Origin of the sequence: Nocardia aurea, assembly GCF_003123685.1 — a bacterium.
Classification (GTDB): Bacteria; Actinomycetota; Actinomycetes; order Mycobacteriales; family Mycobacteriaceae; genus Nocardia; species Nocardia aurea.
Genome location: NZ_QCYJ01000115.1, coordinates 75,289 through 94,504 on the forward strand (window position 1 = coordinate 75,289; position 19,216 = coordinate 94,504).

At 67.3% G+C, this 19,216-nt stretch carries 17 protein-coding genes; 12 read left to right on the forward strand and 5 right to left on the reverse strand.

Annotated features, from left to right (window positions below; translation table 11 throughout):
- Window positions 1–215 precede the first annotated feature (215 nt).
- On the forward strand, window positions 216–1,790 hold the full coding sequence (miaB, locus tag DAT37_RS26480; RefSeq protein WP_109527743.1) for a tRNA (N6-isopentenyl adenosine(37)-C2)-methylthiotransferase MiaB: 1,575 nt from the start codon (window positions 216–218) through the stop codon (window positions 1,788–1,790).
- Between the two features lie 312 nt (window positions 1,791–2,102).
- Window positions 2,103–2,681 (forward strand): Rv2732c family membrane protein, encoded by a 579-nt coding sequence (locus DAT37_RS26485; RefSeq protein WP_109527578.1) that lies wholly within the window; start codon window positions 2,103–2,105, stop codon window positions 2,679–2,681.
- 39 nt (window positions 2,682–2,720) lie between these two features.
- Here DAT37_RS26485 and DAT37_RS26490 read toward each other — a convergent pair whose 3' ends face one another.
- Window positions 2,721–4,097 carry a DUF349 domain-containing protein gene (locus DAT37_RS26490; protein ID WP_109527579.1) on the reverse strand — a complete coding sequence of 459 codons (1,377 nt, stop codon included), beginning with the start codon at window positions 4,095–4,097 and terminating at the stop codon, window positions 2,721–2,723.
- A gap of 226 nt (window positions 4,098–4,323) precedes the next feature.
- Between DAT37_RS26490 and DAT37_RS26495 the strand changes: the two genes are divergently transcribed.
- From DAT37_RS26495 to hflX, 5 genes are all read left to right on the forward strand, one after another.
- Window positions 4,324–5,142 carry a class III extradiol ring-cleavage dioxygenase family protein gene (locus DAT37_RS26495; protein WP_408637441.1) on the forward strand — a complete coding sequence of 273 codons (819 nt, stop codon included), beginning with the start codon at window positions 4,324–4,326 and terminating at the stop codon, window positions 5,140–5,142.
- A 37-nt stretch (window positions 5,143–5,179) separates the two neighbouring features.
- Window positions 5,180–6,136: a tRNA (adenosine(37)-N6)-dimethylallyltransferase MiaA gene (gene miaA / locus DAT37_RS26500; RefSeq protein ID WP_232840003.1), complete on the forward strand. Its 957-nt coding sequence runs from the start codon at window positions 5,180–5,182 to the stop codon at window positions 6,134–6,136.
- 166 nt (window positions 6,137–6,302) lie between these two features.
- Window positions 6,303–7,106: a TrmH family RNA methyltransferase gene (locus tag DAT37_RS26505; RefSeq protein ID WP_232840031.1), complete on the forward strand. Its 804-nt coding sequence runs from the start codon at window positions 6,303–6,305 to the stop codon at window positions 7,104–7,106.
- Between the two features lie 80 nt (window positions 7,107–7,186).
- Window positions 7,187–8,068, forward strand: coding sequence for a diaminopimelate epimerase (gene dapF, locus DAT37_RS26510; protein WP_109527746.1), 882 nt, complete (start codon window positions 7,187–7,189; stop codon window positions 8,066–8,068).
- A gap of 172 nt (window positions 8,069–8,240) precedes the next feature.
- The gene (gene hflX, locus DAT37_RS26515) at window positions 8,241–9,701 is read left to right on the forward strand and encodes a GTPase HflX (RefSeq protein ID WP_198654454.1); all 1,461 of its coding nucleotides are present in this window, start codon (window positions 8,241–8,243) and stop codon (window positions 9,699–9,701) included.
- Window positions 9,702–9,712: 11 nt separating this feature from the next.
- Here hflX and DAT37_RS26520 read toward each other — a convergent pair whose 3' ends face one another.
- Window positions 9,713–11,074, reverse strand: coding sequence for an ABC transporter substrate-binding protein (locus tag DAT37_RS26520; RefSeq protein WP_232840004.1), 1,362 nt, complete (start codon window positions 11,072–11,074; stop codon window positions 9,713–9,715).
- 183 nt (window positions 11,075–11,257) lie between these two features.
- Window positions 11,258–12,277, reverse strand: coding sequence for a LacI family DNA-binding transcriptional regulator (locus DAT37_RS26525; RefSeq protein ID WP_109527582.1), 1,020 nt, complete (start codon window positions 12,275–12,277; stop codon window positions 11,258–11,260).
- Window positions 12,278–12,498: 221 nt separating this feature from the next.
- On the opposite strand from DAT37_RS26525, the gene DAT37_RS26530 reads away from it, so the two are divergent.
- Window positions 12,499–13,359 carry a lysophospholipid acyltransferase family protein gene (locus DAT37_RS26530; protein ID WP_109527583.1) on the forward strand — a complete coding sequence of 287 codons (861 nt, stop codon included), beginning with the start codon at window positions 12,499–12,501 and terminating at the stop codon, window positions 13,357–13,359.
- 15 nt (window positions 13,360–13,374) lie between these two features.
- Here DAT37_RS26530 and DAT37_RS26535 read toward each other — a convergent pair whose 3' ends face one another.
- Together DAT37_RS26535 and DAT37_RS26540 are read right to left on the reverse strand one after the other, a co-directional pair.
- Window positions 13,375–14,577, reverse strand: a complete 1,203-nt coding sequence (locus DAT37_RS26535) for a fatty acid desaturase family protein (RefSeq protein WP_109527584.1) — start codon at window positions 14,575–14,577, stop codon at window positions 13,375–13,377.
- A 418-nt stretch (window positions 14,578–14,995) separates the two neighbouring features.
- Window positions 14,996–15,727 (reverse strand): TetR/AcrR family transcriptional regulator C-terminal domain-containing protein, encoded by a 732-nt coding sequence (locus tag DAT37_RS26540; protein ID WP_109527585.1) that lies wholly within the window; start codon window positions 15,725–15,727, stop codon window positions 14,996–14,998.
- Between the two features lie 182 nt (window positions 15,728–15,909).
- On the opposite strand from DAT37_RS26540, the gene DAT37_RS45695 reads away from it, so the two are divergent.
- From DAT37_RS45695 to DAT37_RS26560, 4 genes are all read left to right on the forward strand, one after another.
- Window positions 15,910–16,155, forward strand: coding sequence for a DUF5994 family protein (locus DAT37_RS45695; RefSeq protein WP_408637442.1), 246 nt, complete (start codon window positions 15,910–15,912; stop codon window positions 16,153–16,155).
- Window positions 16,152–16,673: a DUF5994 family protein gene (locus DAT37_RS26550; RefSeq protein WP_232840005.1), complete on the forward strand. Its 522-nt coding sequence runs from the start codon at window positions 16,152–16,154 to the stop codon at window positions 16,671–16,673. The genes DAT37_RS45695 and DAT37_RS26550 overlap by 4 nt, the downstream gene beginning before the upstream one ends.
- A 256-nt stretch (window positions 16,674–16,929) precedes the next feature.
- The gene (locus DAT37_RS26555) at window positions 16,930–17,931 is read left to right on the forward strand and encodes a glycosyltransferase (RefSeq protein WP_232840006.1); all 1,002 of its coding nucleotides are present in this window, start codon (window positions 16,930–16,932) and stop codon (window positions 17,929–17,931) included.
- Window positions 17,932–18,014: 83 nt separating this feature from the next.
- Window positions 18,015–19,073 carry an alpha/beta hydrolase gene (locus tag DAT37_RS26560; protein ID WP_109527586.1) on the forward strand — a complete coding sequence of 353 codons (1,059 nt, stop codon included), beginning with the start codon at window positions 18,015–18,017 and terminating at the stop codon, window positions 19,071–19,073.
- The last annotated feature ends 143 nt before the right edge of the window (window positions 19,074–19,216 follow it).

A 19,216-nucleotide genomic window follows, 5' to 3' on the forward strand; every position in this document is an offset into this window, starting at 1 on the left:
CGTCGGTCATGGTCCTTGACCTTAGGCGGAAAAACGAGTTTTGCCCTGCTTTCCATGACACGCCGTAACGGCACGCCGAGTGGTCACATGGCCGTAACCTCCGCGTTCCCCCCGCGCGCAAACTCCGGCATGCCCCGAGCCTGCACCGATGCGCGCGAAAGGCCGGACACGGGCACCCGTACCCTGGACGGGTGGATTCGATCGGACACACCGCGCTGCATCCCCTCCGGCTCCAGCCCGAAGAAGACGCTCGCAGTTACGAGGTCCGCACCTTCGGTTGCCAGATGAACGTGCACGATTCCGAACGCTTGTCCGGTCTGCTGGAGGATGCGGGATATGTGAAGGCCGCGCCCGGCGCGACGGCCGACCTCGTCGTCTTCAATACCTGCGCGGTGCGCGAGAACGCCGACAACAAGCTGTACGGCACCCTGGGCCATCTCGCGCCGATCAAGGCCGGACGCCCCGGGATGCAGATCGCAGTCGGCGGCTGCCTGGCGCAGAAGGACCGCGACGTGGTCGTGCGCAAGGCGCCCTGGGTGGACGTGGTGTTCGGTACCCACAACATCGGCTCGCTGCCGGTGCTGCTGGAGCGGGCCCGCCACAATGCCGAGGCGCAGGTCGAGATTCTCGAATCGCTGGAGGCCTTCCCGTCCACGCTGCCCGCCAAACGCGAGTCGGCCTACGCGGGGTGGGTCTCGATCTCGGTGGGCTGCAACAACACCTGCACCTTCTGCATCGTGCCCGCGCTGCGCGGCAAGGAAGTCGACCGGCGTCCCGGCGATGTGCTCGCCGAGGTACGGGCGCTGGTCGAGCAGGGCGTGCTCGAGGTGACGTTGCTCGGTCAGAACGTGAATTCCTACGGCGTCAATTTCGTCGATCCGGCCGACTCGGGTGATGCCTCGCGATCACGCGGCCCCGCCGGTTCGCGTGATCGCAGCGCCTTCGCGAAACTGCTGCGCGCGTGCGGCGATATCGACGGCCTGGAGCGGGTGCGCTTCACCTCGCCGCATCCGGCCGAATTCACCGACGACGTCATCGAGGCCATGGCGGAGACGCCGAATATCTGCCCGCAATTGCATATGCCGCTGCAATCCGGCTCGGACCGCGTCCTCAAGGCCATGCGCCGCTCCTACCGCAAGGAGCGCTACCTCGGCATCATCGAGAAGGTCCGTGCCGCCATGCCGCACGCCGCCGTCACCACCGACATCATCGTCGGCTTCCCCGGCGAGACCGAAGAGGATTTCCAGGAGACCCTGGATGTGGTGCGCCGGGCCCGTTTCACCAGCGCCTACACCTTCCAGTACTCGAAGCGTCCGGGAACTCCCGCCGCCGAGATGGCCGACCAGCTGCCCAAAGCGGTGGTGCAGGAACGCTACATGCGGCTCATCGCGTTGCAGGACGAGATCTCCCTCGAGGCCAATCGCGCGCTGATCGGCACCGAGGTGGAACTCCTCGTCGCCGAGGGCGCGGGTAAGAAGAACGCGGCGACCGCACGGATGAGCGGACGCGCACGCGACGGCAGACTCGTGCATTTCCGCCCCGTCGACACCGCCGAACCGATCCGCCCGGGCGATATCGTCACCGTCGACATCACCGAGGCGGCCCCGCACCACCTGATCGCCGATTCACCGATCAGGACGCATCGGCGCACCACCGCAGGCGACGCGCACGAGCGCGGCATCACCCCGAAGACCGAACCGATCGGCGTCGGTCTCGGTCTGCCCAGGATCGGCGCCCCGGCCCCGGAACCGGTCGCGGCCTCGGGGTGCGCCACCGGATGCGGTGTCTGATCGCGGTGACGACGTGATCGACGACAGGTGTTACCCGCGCCGACCACACGATCGACGCGAGGTGCGCGTTTCCGCGGCGGCGGGCAGGTCTGCGGCACGGGAGAATTCGTGAAAGACGATTCGGACCAGGTACACCCCGACGACGGACCGGAGACCTCCGACTCCCGTTCCGGTGCCCCATCGGGCGACGGCGCGGCGGATCAGCCGCCTACTACTGGTCGTAGTGGGTCGGATGCCGAGGCCGGCCCCTCGAATGGCACAGTGGACCGGTCCGGAGCAGTCGGTGAACCAGGCGAAGGAGACGAAGGCGCAGTGAACTCGGTCGAGAACGGCAAGGACTTCGAGCAGTTCCGCGACGAACTCGACGCCGTGGAACGTCGCATCGCGGGGGAGATCGACCCCGGTGCGCGCGCCATGGTGGTCGCGGGCGCGGTCTTCCTGCTACTGCTGTCGCTGGTGCTGCCGCATACCGGCGATGCCAGGGGTTTCGACGTCCTGCTCGACACCGAAGCGGGCCGGATCGAACACATCGGCCTGCCCTCGCGAGTATTCGTCTGGTTCGTCGTGGTCTTCGGCGTCGGCTTCTCACTGCTCGCGTTGATGACCCGCCGATGGGTGCTCGCGTGGCTCGCCGTCGCCGGTTCGGCCATCGCCAGCGTCTTCGGCGTGCTGTCGATCTGGCACCGCCAGACACCGGGGATCGGCAATCACGTCGTCTCGGGACCCGGCATCGGACTCGTGCTCGGCACCCTGGCGATCGTGGTGCTGACCTTTCACTGGATCCGCGTCGTGTGGAGTCGCACCGCATTGCAGTTGGAAGCCGAGGAACAGCGACGTATCGCCGCCGCCGAGGCCGAAGCCGACGAACACCGCCGACTCACCGGCGAATAGGAATTCCGCCCGGAGTTCGCCTACTCGGGGGCCGCTACCTCAGAGGTTGCTGACAGCGCCTTCGGCGGCCTCGGCCCACTCGCGCCACTGTTTGGCCTGGTCGAGCGCCTTCTGCGCGTCGCGCGCCTTGCCAGCGGCCTCGGCCTTGGCTGCCTGCTCCTCGTAGTGGGCGACCTTCTCGCGGAACTGCGCCGCGCGGGCCATCGCCTCCGGATCGCTGCGCCGCCACTGCGCGTCCACCGCGTCGCGCACCCGCTTCTCGATGGCGCGCAACCGTCCTTCCAACTCCTGGATGCGTTCGCGCGGCACCTTGCCGAGGGCGTCCCAGCGGTCCTGCAATTCGCGCAGGGCCGAGCGAGCCGCCTCGAGACCGTTGGCCGGGTCGATGTTCTCGTAGGTGTGCAGTAGTTCTTCCTTGGCGGTGGCGTTGTGCTCGAATTCCGCGTCGCGTTCGGAGACCGCGGCATTGCGCGCCGAGAAGAAGACGTCCTGCGCGCTCTTGAACCGCCGCCACAGCGTCTCGTCGGCTTCGCGCGGCGCGCGGCCGGCGGCCTTCCACTCGGTCAGCAGATCACGGAAGACCGACGCCGTGCCGACCCAGTCGGTCGAACTCGACAGTTCCTCGGCCTGCTCGCACAACTCTTCCTTGCGTGATTTCGCGGCGGCGCGTTCGCGGTCGAGTTCGGCGAAATGCGCGCCCCGACGCCGGTTGAAGGCCTCGCGCGCCTTCGAGTACCGCTTCCACAGCGCGTCGTCCACCTTGCGGTCGACCCCGCGGATGGATTTCCACTCGTCCAGGATTTCGCGCAGCCGATCGCCCGCGGCCTTCCACTGGGTGGACTCGGCGGCGATCTTCTCGGCCTCCGCGCACAGCGCTTCCTTGCGCTCGGTGTGCTCGTGCCGCGCGCGGTCCTTCTCCTCCTTGGCGTGGGCGGCCGCCTCTTCGGAATGTTCGGTGATCGCCTGCAAACGGCGGGCCAGACCGTCGATATCGCCGATGACGGCGGCGGTCGGCAGCGATTCGGCCAGCGTCAGCGCCGCGGCCTTGGTCTTGCGGGCATCCGCGCCCGCGGCCAGTCGCGCCTCGAGCAGCGCCACCTCGGTGGCGAGATCGTCGAAGCGTCTGCCGAAATGCGCGAGCCCCTCGGCGGCGTCACCGGCCTGCCACGATCCGACGACGTGTTCGCCCTCGGAGGTTTTCACCCAGGCGGTGCCGTCCTCGTCGACGCGGCCCCACGCGCTGGGGTCGGTGACGGTCGGAACGACCACCGGATGGGGGTGCTGGGCGCTCTGGCCGGGCGCGGGCTTGATCGCGTGCGGCTTCGGATGGGGGGTCGAACCACCGGGTTTCGGGGCGCCGGACGGTCGCGGTGCACTGCCGGGGGTGGCTTTCGCGGTTCCGTTGCTGTCGCTCATTGCTCTCCGTCCCTGCCGCGCGTCACGGCTGCCTGGTTACGCCCTAGCTCATCCCATTCAACCCGGTCCGAGCCATCGAGACCATTGATCCGCGCCTCTCACGGGTTGTTCCCAGGGATGCGAACCCGTGATGACCTGGGTTGTAGCAACCTCGACACTATCAATCTCGGCAAGGATTGACGCAGAGACACTCGAAGCCGCCCACCGTCGCGGCGGGTGCCGGTGGGTGCGAAGCGCAGTCGGGACCAACGGCTACCGTTACGTGGTGCTCTCCATTGCGGCCCTGGTCCCGTCGCCGCCGATCCTGGTTCCCGAGCTCGTCGGCGCCGCTTCACGCGCGCCCGGAGCCGATCCGGACGACCCGCCCGCCGTGCTGCGGGCGGCCGTCTCCGCCGCAGGCGCGACGCTGGCCGGGGCGGCTCGGCACTGGACGGTGCTCGGTTCCGGTGACGCCGATCAGGTCTTCGGACCCGACGCGAGGGGCACCTTTCGCGGCTACGGACTCGACGTGCGCGTCGGGCTGTCGGCCGACGCCGCCGACGCCATCGCCGATTCCGGGGCCCGGCCCGATCCGCAGCTTCCGCTGTCCGTGCTGATCGCCGGATGGTTGCGCGGGCAGGTCGGCCCCGATATCAGCGTGCGGGCCCGTGTCCTGGCCGCCGACACCTCCGCCGAGCGATGCGCGCGGGCCGGGGCCGATCTGCGCGCCGAACTCGACGCGACGGACGAACCGCACGCGGTGCTCGTCGTCGCGGACGGCGCGGCGACCCTGTCGCTGAAGGCGCCCGGATATCTCGACGATCGCGCGCAGGGCTGCCAGCGGGCACTGGACCTGGCACTGGACGCGGGCGATCGCGCGGCCCTGCTCGCACTCGACCCCGACCTGTGCGCCGAGTTGTCCATCGCGGGACGTCCCGCGTACCAGGCGATGGCAGGTTTGTTCGCGGCCGATTCCGCCGATCCGAGCGTCGATACGCTCTACCGTGACGCGCCCTACGGCGTCGGCTACCACGTCAGCCTGTGGCGACCGGGCGGCGCGGGATGAGCAGGCGATTCTCGCCCCGTGCGGCAGGGGAGCGGCGATGACCGAGGCGGGGATGACCGAGGCGGCGTCCACCGGGATCACCCCCATCGCGGTCGTCGGGCCGACTGCGTCCGGAAAATCCGACCTCGGACTCGATCTGGCCGAACGCCTCGACGGCGAGATCGTCAACATCGACGCCATGCAGCTGTACCGGGGCATGGATATCGGCACGGCCAAATTGCCACCGTCCGAACGCCGGGGCATTGCCCATCACCAGCTCGATGTCCTCGATGTGACCGAATACGCCACCGTCGCCGCGTATCAGAGCGCGGCGGGCGCGGATGTCGAGGCCGTCATGGCGCGCGGTCGGACCCCGGTCATCGTCGGCGGTTCGATGATGTATGTCCAAGCGCTGCTGGATCAATGGGATTTCCCGGCCACCGATCCCGTCGTGCGCGCGCGGTGGGAACAGGTACTCGCCGAACGCGGTGTGGTCGCGCTGCACGAGGCGTTGCGCCTGGCCGATCCGGCGGCCGCGGCGACCATCCTGCCCACCGACGGACGGCGCATGGTGCGCGCGCTCGAGGTCGTCGAACTGACCGGACGTCCCTTCGCGGCCTCGGCCCCGGTGATCGGCGAACCACGATGGGGGACGATCATCATCGGGGTGGACCGCGACACCGCGGAACTCGACGCCCGGATCGAAGCGCGCACCGCGCTGATGTTCGACAGCGGATTGGTCGACGAGGTGCGCGGGCTGATAGATCTGGGCCTACGCGAGGGTGTCACCGCGCGCCGGGCCATCGGCTACGCGCAAGTCCTCGCCCATCTCGACAACGAATACGACCTGAACGACGCGCGGGAACGCACTCTCATCGGCACCCGGCGTTATGTGCGAAGGCAGCGTTCGTGGTTTCGCCGGGACACCCGGGTGCGCTGGGTGAACGGCGCCGACCCGGATCCGGCCGCGACGGCGCTGTCTGTGCTCGAATCGACGGAACGGACCAGTAGGTGATCGGACAGAACAATCGGGTGGTGTCCGCCCGGACGGTACAGGCGGCACGAACGGCGGGGCGGCGGTGATGAACAGGGAATCTCCCCGCGCCAGGCAGGCCCGCGGCGGATCCGGCCGCACCGCGGGCGACGTCGCGAACCGCAGGGTGAGCACCCGCAACGCCTCGATGCAGGTGTGGGAGGCGTACCTGAACAATCGCGCCACCCGCAATCGCGACGGGCGTTTCCTCGTGCAGGGCGTGCGTCCCATCACCCAGGCCGTGGCCAACGACTGGCCCATCGAGACATTGCTCTACCGGCTCGGCACCCCCGAACTGTCCGGCTGGGCCAGGGAACTGCTCGATTCCGCCGAGGTCCCGTGCATCGGACTCGTCCCCGAGTTGATGGCCGAACTCGGCGAGAAGGCAGGCGGCATACCGGAAGTCGTGGCCGTCGCGGAATCGCGGGCGACCGAACTCGATGATTTCGCACCGGGTGAACCCGGCGAGGACGCGCCCGTCGTGGTGGTGTTCGATCGGCCCAATTCGCCGGGCAATCTCGGCACCCTGATCCGTTCGGCGGACGCGTTCGGCGCGGACGCGGTGATCGTGACCGGACACGGCGCCGATCACTACGATCCGCAGGCGGTGCGCGCGTCGACCGGATCGCTGTTCGCGGTGCCGGTTCTGCGGGCGGCGGGCGCGGCCCAGGTGCTGGCCTTCCGGGATCGCCAGATCAGGCGCGGTATCCCCACCCGCGTCGTCGGCACCGACGAGAACGGCACGCACGCGGTCTTCGACCACGATTTCGCCGACGCGACCATCCTGGTGGTCGGCAACGAGTCGAGCGGTATGAGCGCGGCGTGGCAGCAGGAGTGCGACGACCTGGTCTCCATTCCGATGGGAGGTTCGGCGAGTTCGCTCGGCGCGCCGTCGGCGGGTGCGGTGGCACTGTACGAAATTTCCCGACAGCGCCGGACGTTCGTCGGATAGGAACCCGCCCGGGCACCGTGACATCGCCGACCCGGATAATCGAGGAAAGCACCCGAGGATCAGGAGCGCATGTGGCCGATATCGAGTTCAGCAAAGGGCACGGCACCGAGAACGATTTCGTGGTGCTGCCCGATCTCGACGTCCGCCTCGAATTGACCGAGGCGCGCGTGGCCGCGCTCTGCGATCGTCAGCGTGGCCTCGGCGCCGACGGTGTGCTGCGCGTCGCCCGCGCGGGCGCGCTGCGCGAGGCGGGGGTGCTGGAGACGATTCCGGACGGCATCGCGGACACCGACTGGTTCATGGACTACCGCAACGCGGACGGCTCGGTCGCCGAGATGTGCGGTAACGGGGTACGGGTCTTCGCCCACTACCTCGCGGTCGCCGGTCTGGAATCCGCCGCCGAATTCGTCGTCGGCAGCCGCGCGGGCGCGCGCCCGGTCACGGTCCACGCCGCGGACCACGCGTACGGCGATGTCGCCGTCGGAATGGGCCGGATCACCGAACTGGGCGCGTCCACCGCCACCATCGGTGGCTGGGGCTACCCGGGAATCGGCATCGATGTCGGGAATCCGCATCTGGCCTGTGTCGACGCGAATCTGTCCGCCGAGGCGTTGGCCAAACTGGATCTGACGGTCTCGCCCGGGTACGACCCGGACCTCTTTCCGCTCGGGGTCAATATCGAGATCCTCACCCCGCTCGGCGCCGACCGGGCGGCCGATATGCGCGTCTACGAACGCGGTGTCGGCGAAACCCGTTCCTGCGGAACGGGAACCGTCGCCGCGGCCGCCGCGGTACTGGCCGCGGAAGGGTTCGCCATCGGCACCGGCACCGACGAGGTGACGATCCGGGTGCCCGGTGGTTCGGTGCGCGTCGGGCTCGACGGCGGCGACGCGTGGCTGCGCGGCCCGTCGGTCCTGGTCGCCTCCGGACGCCTCGCCGAGCAGTGGTGGACCGGGCTCTGACGGCGGATTCGCGAATATCGAAGTGCGCTGACCCGCACGAACGTGGCAAGCTGGATGGCGTATGAGGAATTCAGAGACTTTCGATATCAATCCGGCCGCCGACGACGATCTCGTCGAGACGGCCGATGACACCGTGGACGCCGGGGATGTGGTGGCCGAACATGCCGCCCGTATGCGCGCTCGCGACGAGCAACTGAAGGGCACCCGCCACGCGGGCTGGGCGAGCGAACCGACCACCGGTGAACTCCAGCTCGACGACCGCGCCTCGCTGCGCCGAGTCGCCGGTCTGTCCACCGAGCTCGCCGACATCACCGAGGTCGAGTACCGGCAGCTGCGCCTGGAACGGGTCGTGCTGGTCGGGGTGTGGACCGCAGGTTCGTCGGCCCAGGCCGACGCCAGCATGGCCGAGTTGGCGCTGCTGGCCGAAACCGCCGGTTCCGAGGTGCTCGAGGCGCTGATCCAGCGTCGCGATCGGCCCGATCCGGCCACCTACATCGGTTCGGGTAAGGCCGAGGAACTGCGCGCGGTGGTGCTCGAGTCCGGCGCCGACACGGTGATCTGCGACGGTGAACTCACCCCGGCCCAGCTCACGGCGCTGGAGAAGGTCGTCAAGGTCAAGGTCATCGACCGGACGGCGCTGATCCTGGACATCTTCGCCCAGCACGCCACCTCGAGCGAGGGCAAGGCGCAGGTCGCGCTCGCGCAGATGGAGTACATGCTGCCGCGGCTGCGCGGCTGGGGTGAATCCATGTCACGGCAGGCCGGTGGTCGCGCGGGCAGCAACGGCGGTGTGGGTCTGCGCGGTCCCGGTGAGACCAAGATCGAGACCGACCGCAGGCGCATCCGCGAGCGGATGGCCAAACTGCGCCGCGAGATCCGCGAAATGAAGACCGCGCGCGACACCAAGCGGGCGCGTCGCACCTCGAGCGGTGTGCCTTCGGTGGCCATCGTCGGTTACACCAACGCGGGCAAGTCGAGTCTGATGAACACCCTGACCGGCGCGGGACTGCTGGTTCAGGACGCGCTGTTCGCCACCCTCGATCCGACCACCCGCAGGGCCGCCCTCGACGACGGCCGCGAGGTGGTCTTCACCGACACGGTCGGATTCGTCCGCCACCTGCCGACCCAGCTGATCGAGGCGTTCCGTTCCACGCTGGAAGAGGTCACCGGCGCGGATCTGCTGTTGCACGTCGTCGACGGTTCCGATCCGATGCCGTCGGGGCAGATCAAGGCGGTCCGCGAGGTGATCACCGACGTGATCAAGGAACAGGGCGCCGCCGCGCCGCCGGAATTGCTGGTGGTCAACAAGATCGACGCCGTCGATCCGAACGAACTCACCCGCTTGCGCGGTGTGATGCCGGACGCCGCCTTCGTCTCGGCCCACACCGGAACCGGCATCGCCGAATTGCGCGACCGCCTCGCCGAGGTGCTCGGCGGACTCGATGTCGAGATCAGCGTGCTGCTGCCCTACACGCGCGGTGATCTGCTGGCGCGCATCCACGCCGACGGCCGCATCATCGCCTCCACCCACGAGGAGGGCGGAACCCGGGTGCGAGCCCGCGTTCCGCACGCGCTGGCGGCGGCGCTGTCGGAATACGCCCACGCGGGCGGTTCCGCGAACAGCGAGGTCTGATCCGTCGGTGGCTATTCCAGTTCGCTGATCGACCTGCCGACGTCGGCGAGGGTTATCGGCCTGCCGAAATCCTGGGTGTACCGGTACGGGGTGAATCCGCAGCGGAACACCCCGGTGTTCGGGCCGAATTCCGCGGCTTTCCAGCCCTCGGGCGTCGCCTGCTGGACGTTGAAACATCGCGTCTGCTCGGCCAACGGTCGTGACAGGTCCACCGGCGCCTGTAGGCCCCCGGCGGTCCACGCGGTCTCTTTACGCGCGGCCTGGTAGACGCACGCCCGCGTCAATTCGTCGCCGCAGGTCGCGGCGGATTTCGCGAACAGTACCCATGCCTGGAAAGCCCGGAGCACCTGGAAGGTGATGTCGCTGCTGGGCGCGTACTGATCGAACATATCCTTCAACTGCCGCACGGCGGGTACTCGCGCGGCGGCGTCGAGCGGGGCGATGCCGCTCAGGTCGACGTAGTAGTTCCTGTTCTCCAGCGAATCCCGCATCGCGCCGAGGAATTCGGCGTTGTAGGAGGTAGCGTTGGCATCGATCCAGTCCGGCTGGTACCCGATATCGGTGAGCGCTTCCTGGAGACGGCCCAGATGACGGAATTCGCCGAGGAAGATCAGCCCGCGCACCCGTTCGGCCCTGAGCGCGCGGGCATATGATGTCCAGTCCGAAACCCCCGCGGGGGGATACTTCTCGTTGTAGACGACCGTCGCGCCCGACGCGGTCAGTGATTCGGTGACCTTCTCGCTCATGACCTCGGTGATCGGGGAATCGCCGACCAGCACACCGATCGAATTCGCCGACCTGGGGTGTTCGTCGTTGATCAGCCAATCGTGGAAGCCGGAGTAGGGATCGACACCTTCCGAGACCGTGGCGCCACTGCTCAGTTGCAGGTCCGATCCGGTGTTCTCGCTCGTCGTGACGTGCGCCGGAAATTCCGGGAGCAGGCAGGACAGCCGGTCCTTCACACCGAGGCCGTCGAGCGCGGCCCCGCCGCCGACGAGAAAGAAATCCTCGCGGCACGATTCGACCATCCGCTGATGCACCTCGGTCAGATTGGTGTCGCGGATATTGGCGACGAGTGTGCGTCCGTTGATTCCGCCCGCGGCATTGCACCAGGACGTGAATACCTTCGCCGCGTCGATGAAATCCCGGTATCGCGTGAAGCCGATGTCGGAGAAGGTGCCTACTTCGATCTCGTCGGCCGTCACGCCCGGCGCCGACGCGCTGCTCGCGTCGCCGGGACGGCAGATACCGGTCAAGTTGCCGAAGGAACCCGACGCCGCGCTCTTCGCGTCCTGCGCACCTCCGCCGCCGGCGCACCCAGTCGCGATCAGGCAGGTCGCCACGACGGCGACGCCGATTCTGTTCGGTCTCAACGTATTCCTCCCGTGCGACGCCCCACGGGACACCGGGTCGCCACCGATTCCGACCCCGTGCCGGAGTCGACGATCTCGAGGCACGATCGATGAATCCTGTTGCAGGCAAACGCATCGCGACCGTGCGCGCGTGAAGTCGAAGTTACCGCAACGAGATCCGGGATCGGGAACCGCGTACCCCGATCAGGTCGAACTACGCGGCACCAGGTGCGCGAAATCGCCGTCCGGCGTGATCGATTTGCTGGGATATCCCAGGGTCGTCATCATGGCCGACACCGCGACGTCCACGATTTCCGTGGCGTGGAAGGCGATCGAGGTCAACGGCGGATCGCTCACCGCGGCGAGCGCGATGGTGTCGACACCCATCACCGCCAGATCCTCCGGGCAGCGCAGCCCGGCCCGGCGGATGCCGTGCAGGACGACGAAGGCGACCTCGTCGCTCTGCGCGCAGACGGCCGTCACGCCCTCGGCGACCCACCGGGACACCGTCTCGGCCGCGCCGGAACCGTCCGTGGCGAAGGTGTCGACTTCCACGTCGGGCAGATGCCGCGCTCGCGCGGCGGCCCGCATTCCCCGCAACCAGTACTCGCCGAGCGGTCGCAATTTCTTGTCGTCGGAGTACGCGAACGCCAGGCGCTGGTGTCCGCGCTCCTGAAGATGCGCTACCCGCAGTTCGCCGACACTCAGGTCCAACGCGGCCAGGGCGCGCAGGTTGTTGCTGCCGAGGTGGATCTGCGGGATGCCCGCGGCCTCGACGGCCGCCAGCGCCGCACCGCGCAGGGGGAAGGTGCCCGCGACCGCGATCGGATTCAGATTCGAGATCGCGTCGATCACATTGCTCGCGTCCTCGGTCTCGAATTGCAGCGACAGCACGATGCCCTGCTGGGCCAATGCGGTCGTCAGACGGCTGCCGACCTCCATCGCCAGCTCGCCCATCGCCATGCGCGGGACGATGTAGAGCACGATGCCGCTGCCGCCGATGGCGAGGTTGCGTGCCGCGAGGTTGGGCCGGTATCCCAACTGCCTCGCGGCCTCGCGGACCACGGCCTGGGTCTGCGCCGAGATGGTCTGACCGGCGACATTGTTCAGCACGTAGCTGACCGTCGCCGTCGACACATTGGCGAGGCGGGCGACATCGGCCTTCGTCGGCCGCGCCGATCGCCGCGCACGTACCTCCGCCCGGGCTTCCGAATCGCTCGTCACCAGCGCATCATCGCACGCGACGCTGTCAGGTCGGTCGTCCAGATCCCCCGAAGGCTCTCGCGGCCCCGGCGGCGGTCGGCGCCCGCGGTGCAACCTGTTCCAATCTCGTACGGTACGGTGTCTGGGGAGGCCGTATCTCTACACGGCGCAGGGGCTGTGCATTCCGCTGGGAAATTCCACTACGACGAAGTGCTGGGATCCGACATTCGATGGGGACACCGATGCTTGAATCCTCGCCTGCCGAGGCATATCTGTCCGATGGCGCGAAGCTCGACGTGACGTTGGACGACACCGATATCCGATTGCTCGAGGCGCTGCTGGCGCCGTTGCGCGCGTGGACCAGTCCGCGCTTCTTCGGCCTGGAGAACATTCCGGCCGAAGGACCGGTGCTACTCGTCGGCAATCACAATCTGATGGGCGTCATCGACGCGCCACTGCTCTTTCCGGAAGTGCTGCGCAAACGGGGGCGGGTGATCCGCGGTCTCGCCGAGAACGTGTTGATCGCGGTGCCGGGACTGCGCCATTTCCTGCACTACTACGGCACGGTGCGCGGCACGCGCGAGAACTGCCTGGCCATGTTGCGCCGCGGGGACGCCGTGATCGTGTTCCCCGGCGGAGGACGCGAGGCGATTCGCCGCAAGAACGAGAAATACCTCCTCAAATGGGAGGGTCGCACCGGATTCGCGCGGATGGCGATCGAGGCGGGTGCGCCGATCGTGCCGGTCGCGATGATCGGCGTCGACGACGCCTACGACATCGTCTTCGACGGCGACCATCCGGTGATGCGTCCGGTGCGCTGGACCGTCGAGGCGCTGGGTTTGAAAGCGAATCTGACCCCGCCGCTGTTGCGCGGTGTCGCGGCCACGGTGTTGCCCCGCCCGGAACGGTTCTATTTCTCGGTGGGCGCGCCGATCGATCCGGCGCCGTGGCGCGATGCCGCCGACCTCGACGTCGCGGCCGCGGATCTGTGCGATGTGGTCCGCAAAGGCCTCGAAGAGGAGATGAACTACCTGTTCGAGGCCAGGGACCGCGACACGGGACGGACCCTCGCGGGACGCCTGCGCGCGATGCTGCCGATCTGAGTTCGGTCCCCGCGCCTACGACGCTCGCCGCAACGCGGTGCGCAATCCACTGTGGCCGGAACGTGTGCCTCCACGACCGGGAAATGGTCTGAGCACGTCGAACTTTCGTTCCGACGCCGTCTCCGGGGCGTCATCGGAGGTCGCGAGCAGCAGACTGTCCGGGAGCGCCAGTTTGTGAATGGTGCGCAGTGTCAGCAGGTACTGGCGCAGCAGCGGTCCGGTCGTATAGGGCAGGTCGTAGCGGTCGCAGAGATCGCGCACCCGGTGTGCGATCTCCGCGTAGCGGTTGCTGGGCAGATCCGGGAACAGGTGATGCTCGATCTGATAGCAGAGATTGCCGCTGAGGAACGCGAGAACAGGTCCGGCGTCGAAATTCGCGGAGCCGAGCATCTGACGGAGGTACCACTCGGACTTGGTTTCATTGTCCAGCACGTTCGGCGCGAACTTCTCGGCGCCGTCCGGGAAATGTCCGCAGAAGATCACCAGGTATGCCCAGATATTGCGCAGCACGTTGGCGCTCGCGTCCGCGGACAGCGTCCGCCGCCAGCGCCGGCCGTTGAAGGCCGGGAAGAGAAGATAGTCCTTGCCGAGCTGGCGCGTGATCTTGCGCACCAGGGCCCGGGTGTGTTTCGCCTTCTCCACCGGATTTCCGGCGCGTTCCCGCGCGGAATAGAGTCCGTGCAGGGCGATACCCCATTCGAAGGTGGCGGCCAGTAGCAGATTCCGAACCGGTTGCAGCAGATGTTCCGGCCGCCACGACTCGTCGCGGGTCACGCGCATCACACCGAAGCCGATGTCCTCGTCCATGCCGAGCACATTCGTGAAGACGTGATGGCGATAGTTGTGCGAATAACGCCACTGCTCGGAGACCCCGGCCATATCCCATTCCCAGGTACTGGAATGTATTTCCGGATCGTTCATCCAGTCCCACTGTCCGTGGCCGACGTTGTGCCCGATCTCCATGTTCTCGATACTCTTGGCCACCGCGAGCCCGACGGTTCCCAGCACCCAGCCTGGACGGGTGCTGGTGAGACCGATCATCAGCCGGGAGGCCACGTCGAGTGCTCGTTGGAACGCGATCGTACGGCGGATGTATGCCGCGTCTCGCTCGCCGCGCTGCTCGATGACGGTGCGGCGTATCGCGTCGAGTTCGGATCCGAGTGCTTCGATGTCGGAGGTGTCGAGATGCGCGTAGGCGGCGATCCGCGATATAGCCATTGTTCTCCCCGAGTTCCTGAGTTGTCGGCGCGCTCGGCCGGTGAACACGATGTGGTGTGAGATGAAACCGTCGGCGGTTCAGCGTTCGAGCGCGCGCCGGAGTGCTCGTACCGCCCGGTCGACCGCGCCGCGCGGGGGTTTGCTGCCGATATCTGTCCGACGTCTGCTGGCCTCATCCGTTCCGGCCAGCGCACACCGCACTCTTGCCGCGAACGCCCGAACCTGTCGCGCGATCCTGCCTTCGATCGTCATCGGACTGTTCCTGCCTCCGGCAGCGCCACAGCTTTCGATCTGAACTGTACGGCCCTGGCCGGTTGTCGCACGAACCGGTATAACCACAGCGTACGCCGAGAATACGCCGTATGTCTACAGTGTAGAATTACATTGTAGACATGGCCGGGCGGGATGCCGACTTCGATCAGCCGTCTCTCGGGATCGTCGCGGCCAATCCGGTCAGGAGAATGTCCAGGCCCCTTTCGAGTTCGGACGCGCCGTCGTAGGAGGCGAGTACCGGGGCCAATTCCCGGATCAGCGGGAATTGGCCGATGGGCAGTCGGTGCAATCCCAGCCGAAGCACCTCGTCTGTCTCCTCGGCGCGTTCCACCATCTCCTGGAGTTCGTTGAGGACGTGGCCGTAGAGGAATCCGAACACCATGCGGTAGATATGCAGCGCGTCGGCTCCGGCGAATCCGGCTCCGGTGAGCAGGGCGAGGATATCCTCCAGCGGCCGGATCACCGCTGGGGAACGCAGTCCCAACGGGGTTGCCAACGGCCTGGTCACCAGAAGTGGCACCACTCGCGGATGGGCCAGTGCCAGTCGGCGGAAATCGTTTGCGACGGAACGCAACTCGGTGGCCCAATCCGGGGCGGACGGGTCCACCGCCAACTGCGCGAAGATGATCTCGGCTATTCCGTCGAGAACCGCGGCCTTGTTCGCGACATGGCGATAGATGACCATGGGATCCCGCCCCACCGCCTCGGCCAGGCGGCGCATCGACAAACTCTCGACGCCGTCCCGGTCGACGATCTCCAACGCCGCTTTCAGGACCGTCTCCCTGGTGACCGGGCTCTCGCCCCGGCCGTTACGCGCCGGAGGGGTTCGCCGGTTCCCCGATCGAGAATTCGAGCGGTCGGCTGGCGACTCGGTCATATCGGAAACCATCTACCTTTCCCAGTGGATCTTCCTTGTAGGTCATGAGCGTAGACCTACAACGTTGACATCGACAGTGGGAGCGCGTCTACTGGAGTGATCGGCTCCTACGACGATCCGGTCGGCCGCCGTGGAGTGACCGGGATCGCGAACGCCCCGCCACCCCGAACAGGAGCGCCATCATGACAACGAACCAGATCCGCCGGCTATCGGCTCGTCATCGCACGCCGCCGGAGTTCACACCCCGATCGAGGCTGAAACCGAAGACCGAACGCAACGGTTACGTCGACGGCGCCCGGTGGCCCGGATCCAGCGACCTCACCGATGAATTACCCGATCTGCCGGCGGTGCTCTCGGTCGGCCCTGATGGCCGCGGTGCTGCCCGATCCGACGGCGTCTGCCGCCGGTTGAACGGAGATGAATCATGACCGACGTCCGCACACGCCGTCCGATCACCAACCATCGCGCCATGGGCGCGAGTGTCCATCCCTCCGCCGCCGTCGAGCAGCCGTTCCCGGCTCCCACCCGCACACAGCGCCTGCTGATGCGAGAAGGCGACAGTGTCGCGGGGCAGGTCGACGGCGCATGGTGGCCGTGGACGGATAACCTCACCGCGGAGCTGCACGACCTGGTCAGCGCCCTCACCGGGCGTCTCGGCACCACCGTGCGCATCGGCTTCGACTGGAACGCGGTCAGTATCTCTCAACGTCGGATCGATCGCGCCGACGGTATCGATATCATCGGGCCGGGCGTGGACCAGGCCGGCGACACCATCCGCCTGTTCGGCGCGGACGGCACCCATGCGACGCTGCTGGTCGTTGCGGCACACACCTCTCCCGACGAGGCATACGACAAGATGCGAAACGTCTCGGTGTCCGCCGAATTATCCACCGTCCGTGGAATTTCGCCGAATATTCGATCCAATTCGCCGCCCCGGGCCGAATGACGCCCGAGTGCTAGACTCGGAAGTCTGGTGGTCGATCCGCCTGTCCATTTCCTTGCGGATTCTCGAGCGCTCCGGCGCAACACGTTCAGCCAATCGAGTGGTTGCAGGCAGCGCCACTGTCGACGCTGCCCAGAAGCAGAAGGGCTGTCCCCGTGTCGAATCGAGAGTTCTCCCGGGTATGGGAGGTATCAGCGCGTATGCGATATCTCGAAAAGAAAAGTCGATGGAAATCGGAGTCGGTGTCTGTATGAATACCATGACCATTTCCTACGCACATCTGTTCCGGCTCAGCGACGAATGTGGCATCTTCGAGCACGCGAAATTGACAGCGCCCCGGATCGACAATGGTTACTGCGTCGATGATGTGGCCCGTGCCCTCGTGGTGGCGGTCCGGGAACCGGAACCCGACGGTCGATTGCTCGAACTCGTCCGGGTGTATCTGGACTTCGTGATCGCGGCGTTGAGCGAGGACGGACGGTGCCACAATCGCCGGGGCTCGGACCGAGCGTGGCAGGACGAGCCGGGTGTCGAAGACCACTGGGGGCGTGCGCTGTGGGCGCTCGGCTCCGTCGTCGCTCGCGTCCCTGATCTGGCGGATATCGCGATGACGTATTTCGCCGTCGCGGCTCGTCGACGGTCGGAATTCCCGCGTGCGATGGCGTTCGCCGCGCTGGGCGCCTCCGAGGTGTTACGGGTGCACCCGGGAAACGCACAGGCAGGCGCGTTGATGGCCGATGCCGCCGAATCGATCGGCGCGCCCACCCGTCGCCTGGACTGGCGCTGGCCGGAACCTCGATTGCACTACGCCAACGCGGTATTGGCCGAGGCGCTGCTCGCGGTCGGCGCGCAATTGCCGGGCCAGGGGCGCATCCAAGCAGACGGACTCGCGATGCTGCGCTGGCTGCTGGACATCGAGACCTCCGACGGTCATCTGTCGGTCACGCCCATGGACGGATGGACGACCGGGGAAGCACGTCCCGGATTCGATCAGCAGCCCATCGAGGTCGCGACGCTCGCCGACGCCTGCGCCCGCGCCTACGACGACACCGGTGACGAGCGGTGGAAGGATGCGGTCCTGCTGTGCCAGGCGTGGTTCCACGGCGCGAACGATATGGCGACCCCGCTGATCGATCCGATCAGCGGCGGTTGTTCCGACGGCCTCGAACACACCGGCCGCAACGACAACCAGAGCGCCGAGTCGACCCTCGCGATGATCTCCACCCAGCAGCAAGCCCGCAGGTTGACGTCCGCATCGTGACGGGCGTTGACATTTCGCGCACTTCCTGACGAGACACCGAGAAGCACAGCAAATTCTCAGTTATCGACCCGTATGTTGGGGTGATGGTCTGGACACGAACTCGAACCGCGGTGGTGGTGACCGCGGTCGCGATGGCATGCGGAATGTCGGTGGGTGGCGCTTCGGCCGATAGTCGCCCGCCGGATCCCGTCCTCGCGACGGGTTCGATGCTCGCCTCGCCGAATACCGCCGACGGCTCCCGCGTGGGCGCGGTCACCGTCGACGGCGACCGCACGATCCGGCTCGCGGTCTACTCCGCCGCGATGGACAGGGATATCCAGGTCGACGTCCAGCGTCCCGCCGACACCTCGGCCCCGCGCCCCACCCTCTATCTGCTCAACGGCGCAGGCGGCGGGGAGGATTCCGCGACGTGGAAGGCGCGTTCGGATGTCATGGACTTCCTGGCGGACAAGGATGTCAATGTCGTCACCCCCGTCGGCGGCGCGTGGAGTTACTACACCGACTGGATCGCGGACGACCCCGTCCTCGGGCGCAACAAATGGCAGACCTTTCTCACCCGGGAACTGCCGCCGCTGATCGATGCGGGTCTCGGCACGAATTCGGTCAACGCGATCGCGGGCATCTCCATGGCGGGCACCTCGGTGCTGCAATTGCCGATCGCGGCCCCCGGACTGTATCGCTCGGCCGCCGCCTACAGCGGATGCGCGCAGATCAGCGATCCGGTCGGCTACAACTTCGCCAATACCGTCGTCGCGGCGGGCGGCGGCAACTCCGCGAACATGTACGGGCCCGCCGGTGACCCCGGGTGGGCGGCGAACGATCCGTACGTCCACGCCGAAGGGCTGCGCGGGGTGAACCTGTACCTGTCCGACGGCAGCGGGGTGCCGGGAAAGTACGACACGCTGGACGGCCCGAACGCGCTGCCCGGTGTGGGCGGATTGGTCAACCAGGTCGCCGTCGGCGGCGCGCTGGAAGCGGCGACCGACTACTGCTCGCGCAATATGCGGGCCGAACTCGATCGGCTCGGTATCCCCGCCACCTACCATTTCGCGTCGACCGGCACCCATTCGTGGGGCTACTGGCAGGACGAACTGAAGCGGTCCTGGCCGGTGCTCGCCCACGGACTCGGCCTGCCCGCGTAGCCGCTCGGTTTGTGGGGAATTGCGCTCGACCGAAAGTTGCAGCACCAGGTGAGACAACGATTCTGCCACCAGAAGTGAACAACGGTTCTCGTTCCGGGTACCGTGTGTGACAACGACGGGTCGGTGTGGACCGGCCGGTGTGG

Excerpts from the sequence above, each read along its gene's own strand:
- DAT37_RS26490 (WP_109527579.1), bottom strand. The coding sequence starts at position 4,097 with ATGAGCGACAGCAACGGAACCGCGAAAGCCACCCCCGGCAGTGCACCG.
- miaA (WP_232840003.1), top strand. The coding sequence starts at position 5,180 with ATGACCGAGGCGGGGATGACCGAGGCGGCGTCCACCGGGATCACCCCC.
- DAT37_RS26505 (WP_232840031.1), top strand. The coding sequence starts at position 6,303 with ATGCAGGTGTGGGAGGCGTACCTGAACAATCGCGCCACCCGCAATCGC.
- hflX (WP_198654454.1), top strand. The coding sequence starts at position 8,241 with ATGCGCGCTCGCGACGAGCAACTGAAGGGCACCCGCCACGCGGGCTGG.
- DAT37_RS26530 (WP_109527583.1), top strand. The coding sequence starts at position 12,499 with ATGCTTGAATCCTCGCCTGCCGAGGCATATCTGTCCGATGGCGCGAAG.
- DAT37_RS26535 (WP_109527584.1), bottom strand. The coding sequence starts at position 14,577 with ATGGCTATATCGCGGATCGCCGCCTACGCGCATCTCGACACCTCCGAC.
- DAT37_RS26540 (WP_109527585.1), bottom strand. The coding sequence starts at position 15,727 with ATGACCGAGTCGCCAGCCGACCGCTCGAATTCTCGATCGGGGAACCGG.
- DAT37_RS45695 (WP_408637442.1), top strand. The coding sequence starts at position 15,910 with ATGACAACGAACCAGATCCGCCGGCTATCGGCTCGTCATCGCACGCCG.
- DAT37_RS26550 (WP_232840005.1), top strand. The coding sequence starts at position 16,152 with ATGACCGACGTCCGCACACGCCGTCCGATCACCAACCATCGCGCCATG.
- DAT37_RS26555 (WP_232840006.1), top strand. The coding sequence starts at position 16,930 with ATGACCATTTCCTACGCACATCTGTTCCGGCTCAGCGACGAATGTGGC.
- DAT37_RS26560 (WP_109527586.1), top strand. The coding sequence starts at position 18,015 with ATGGTCTGGACACGAACTCGAACCGCGGTGGTGGTGACCGCGGTCGCG.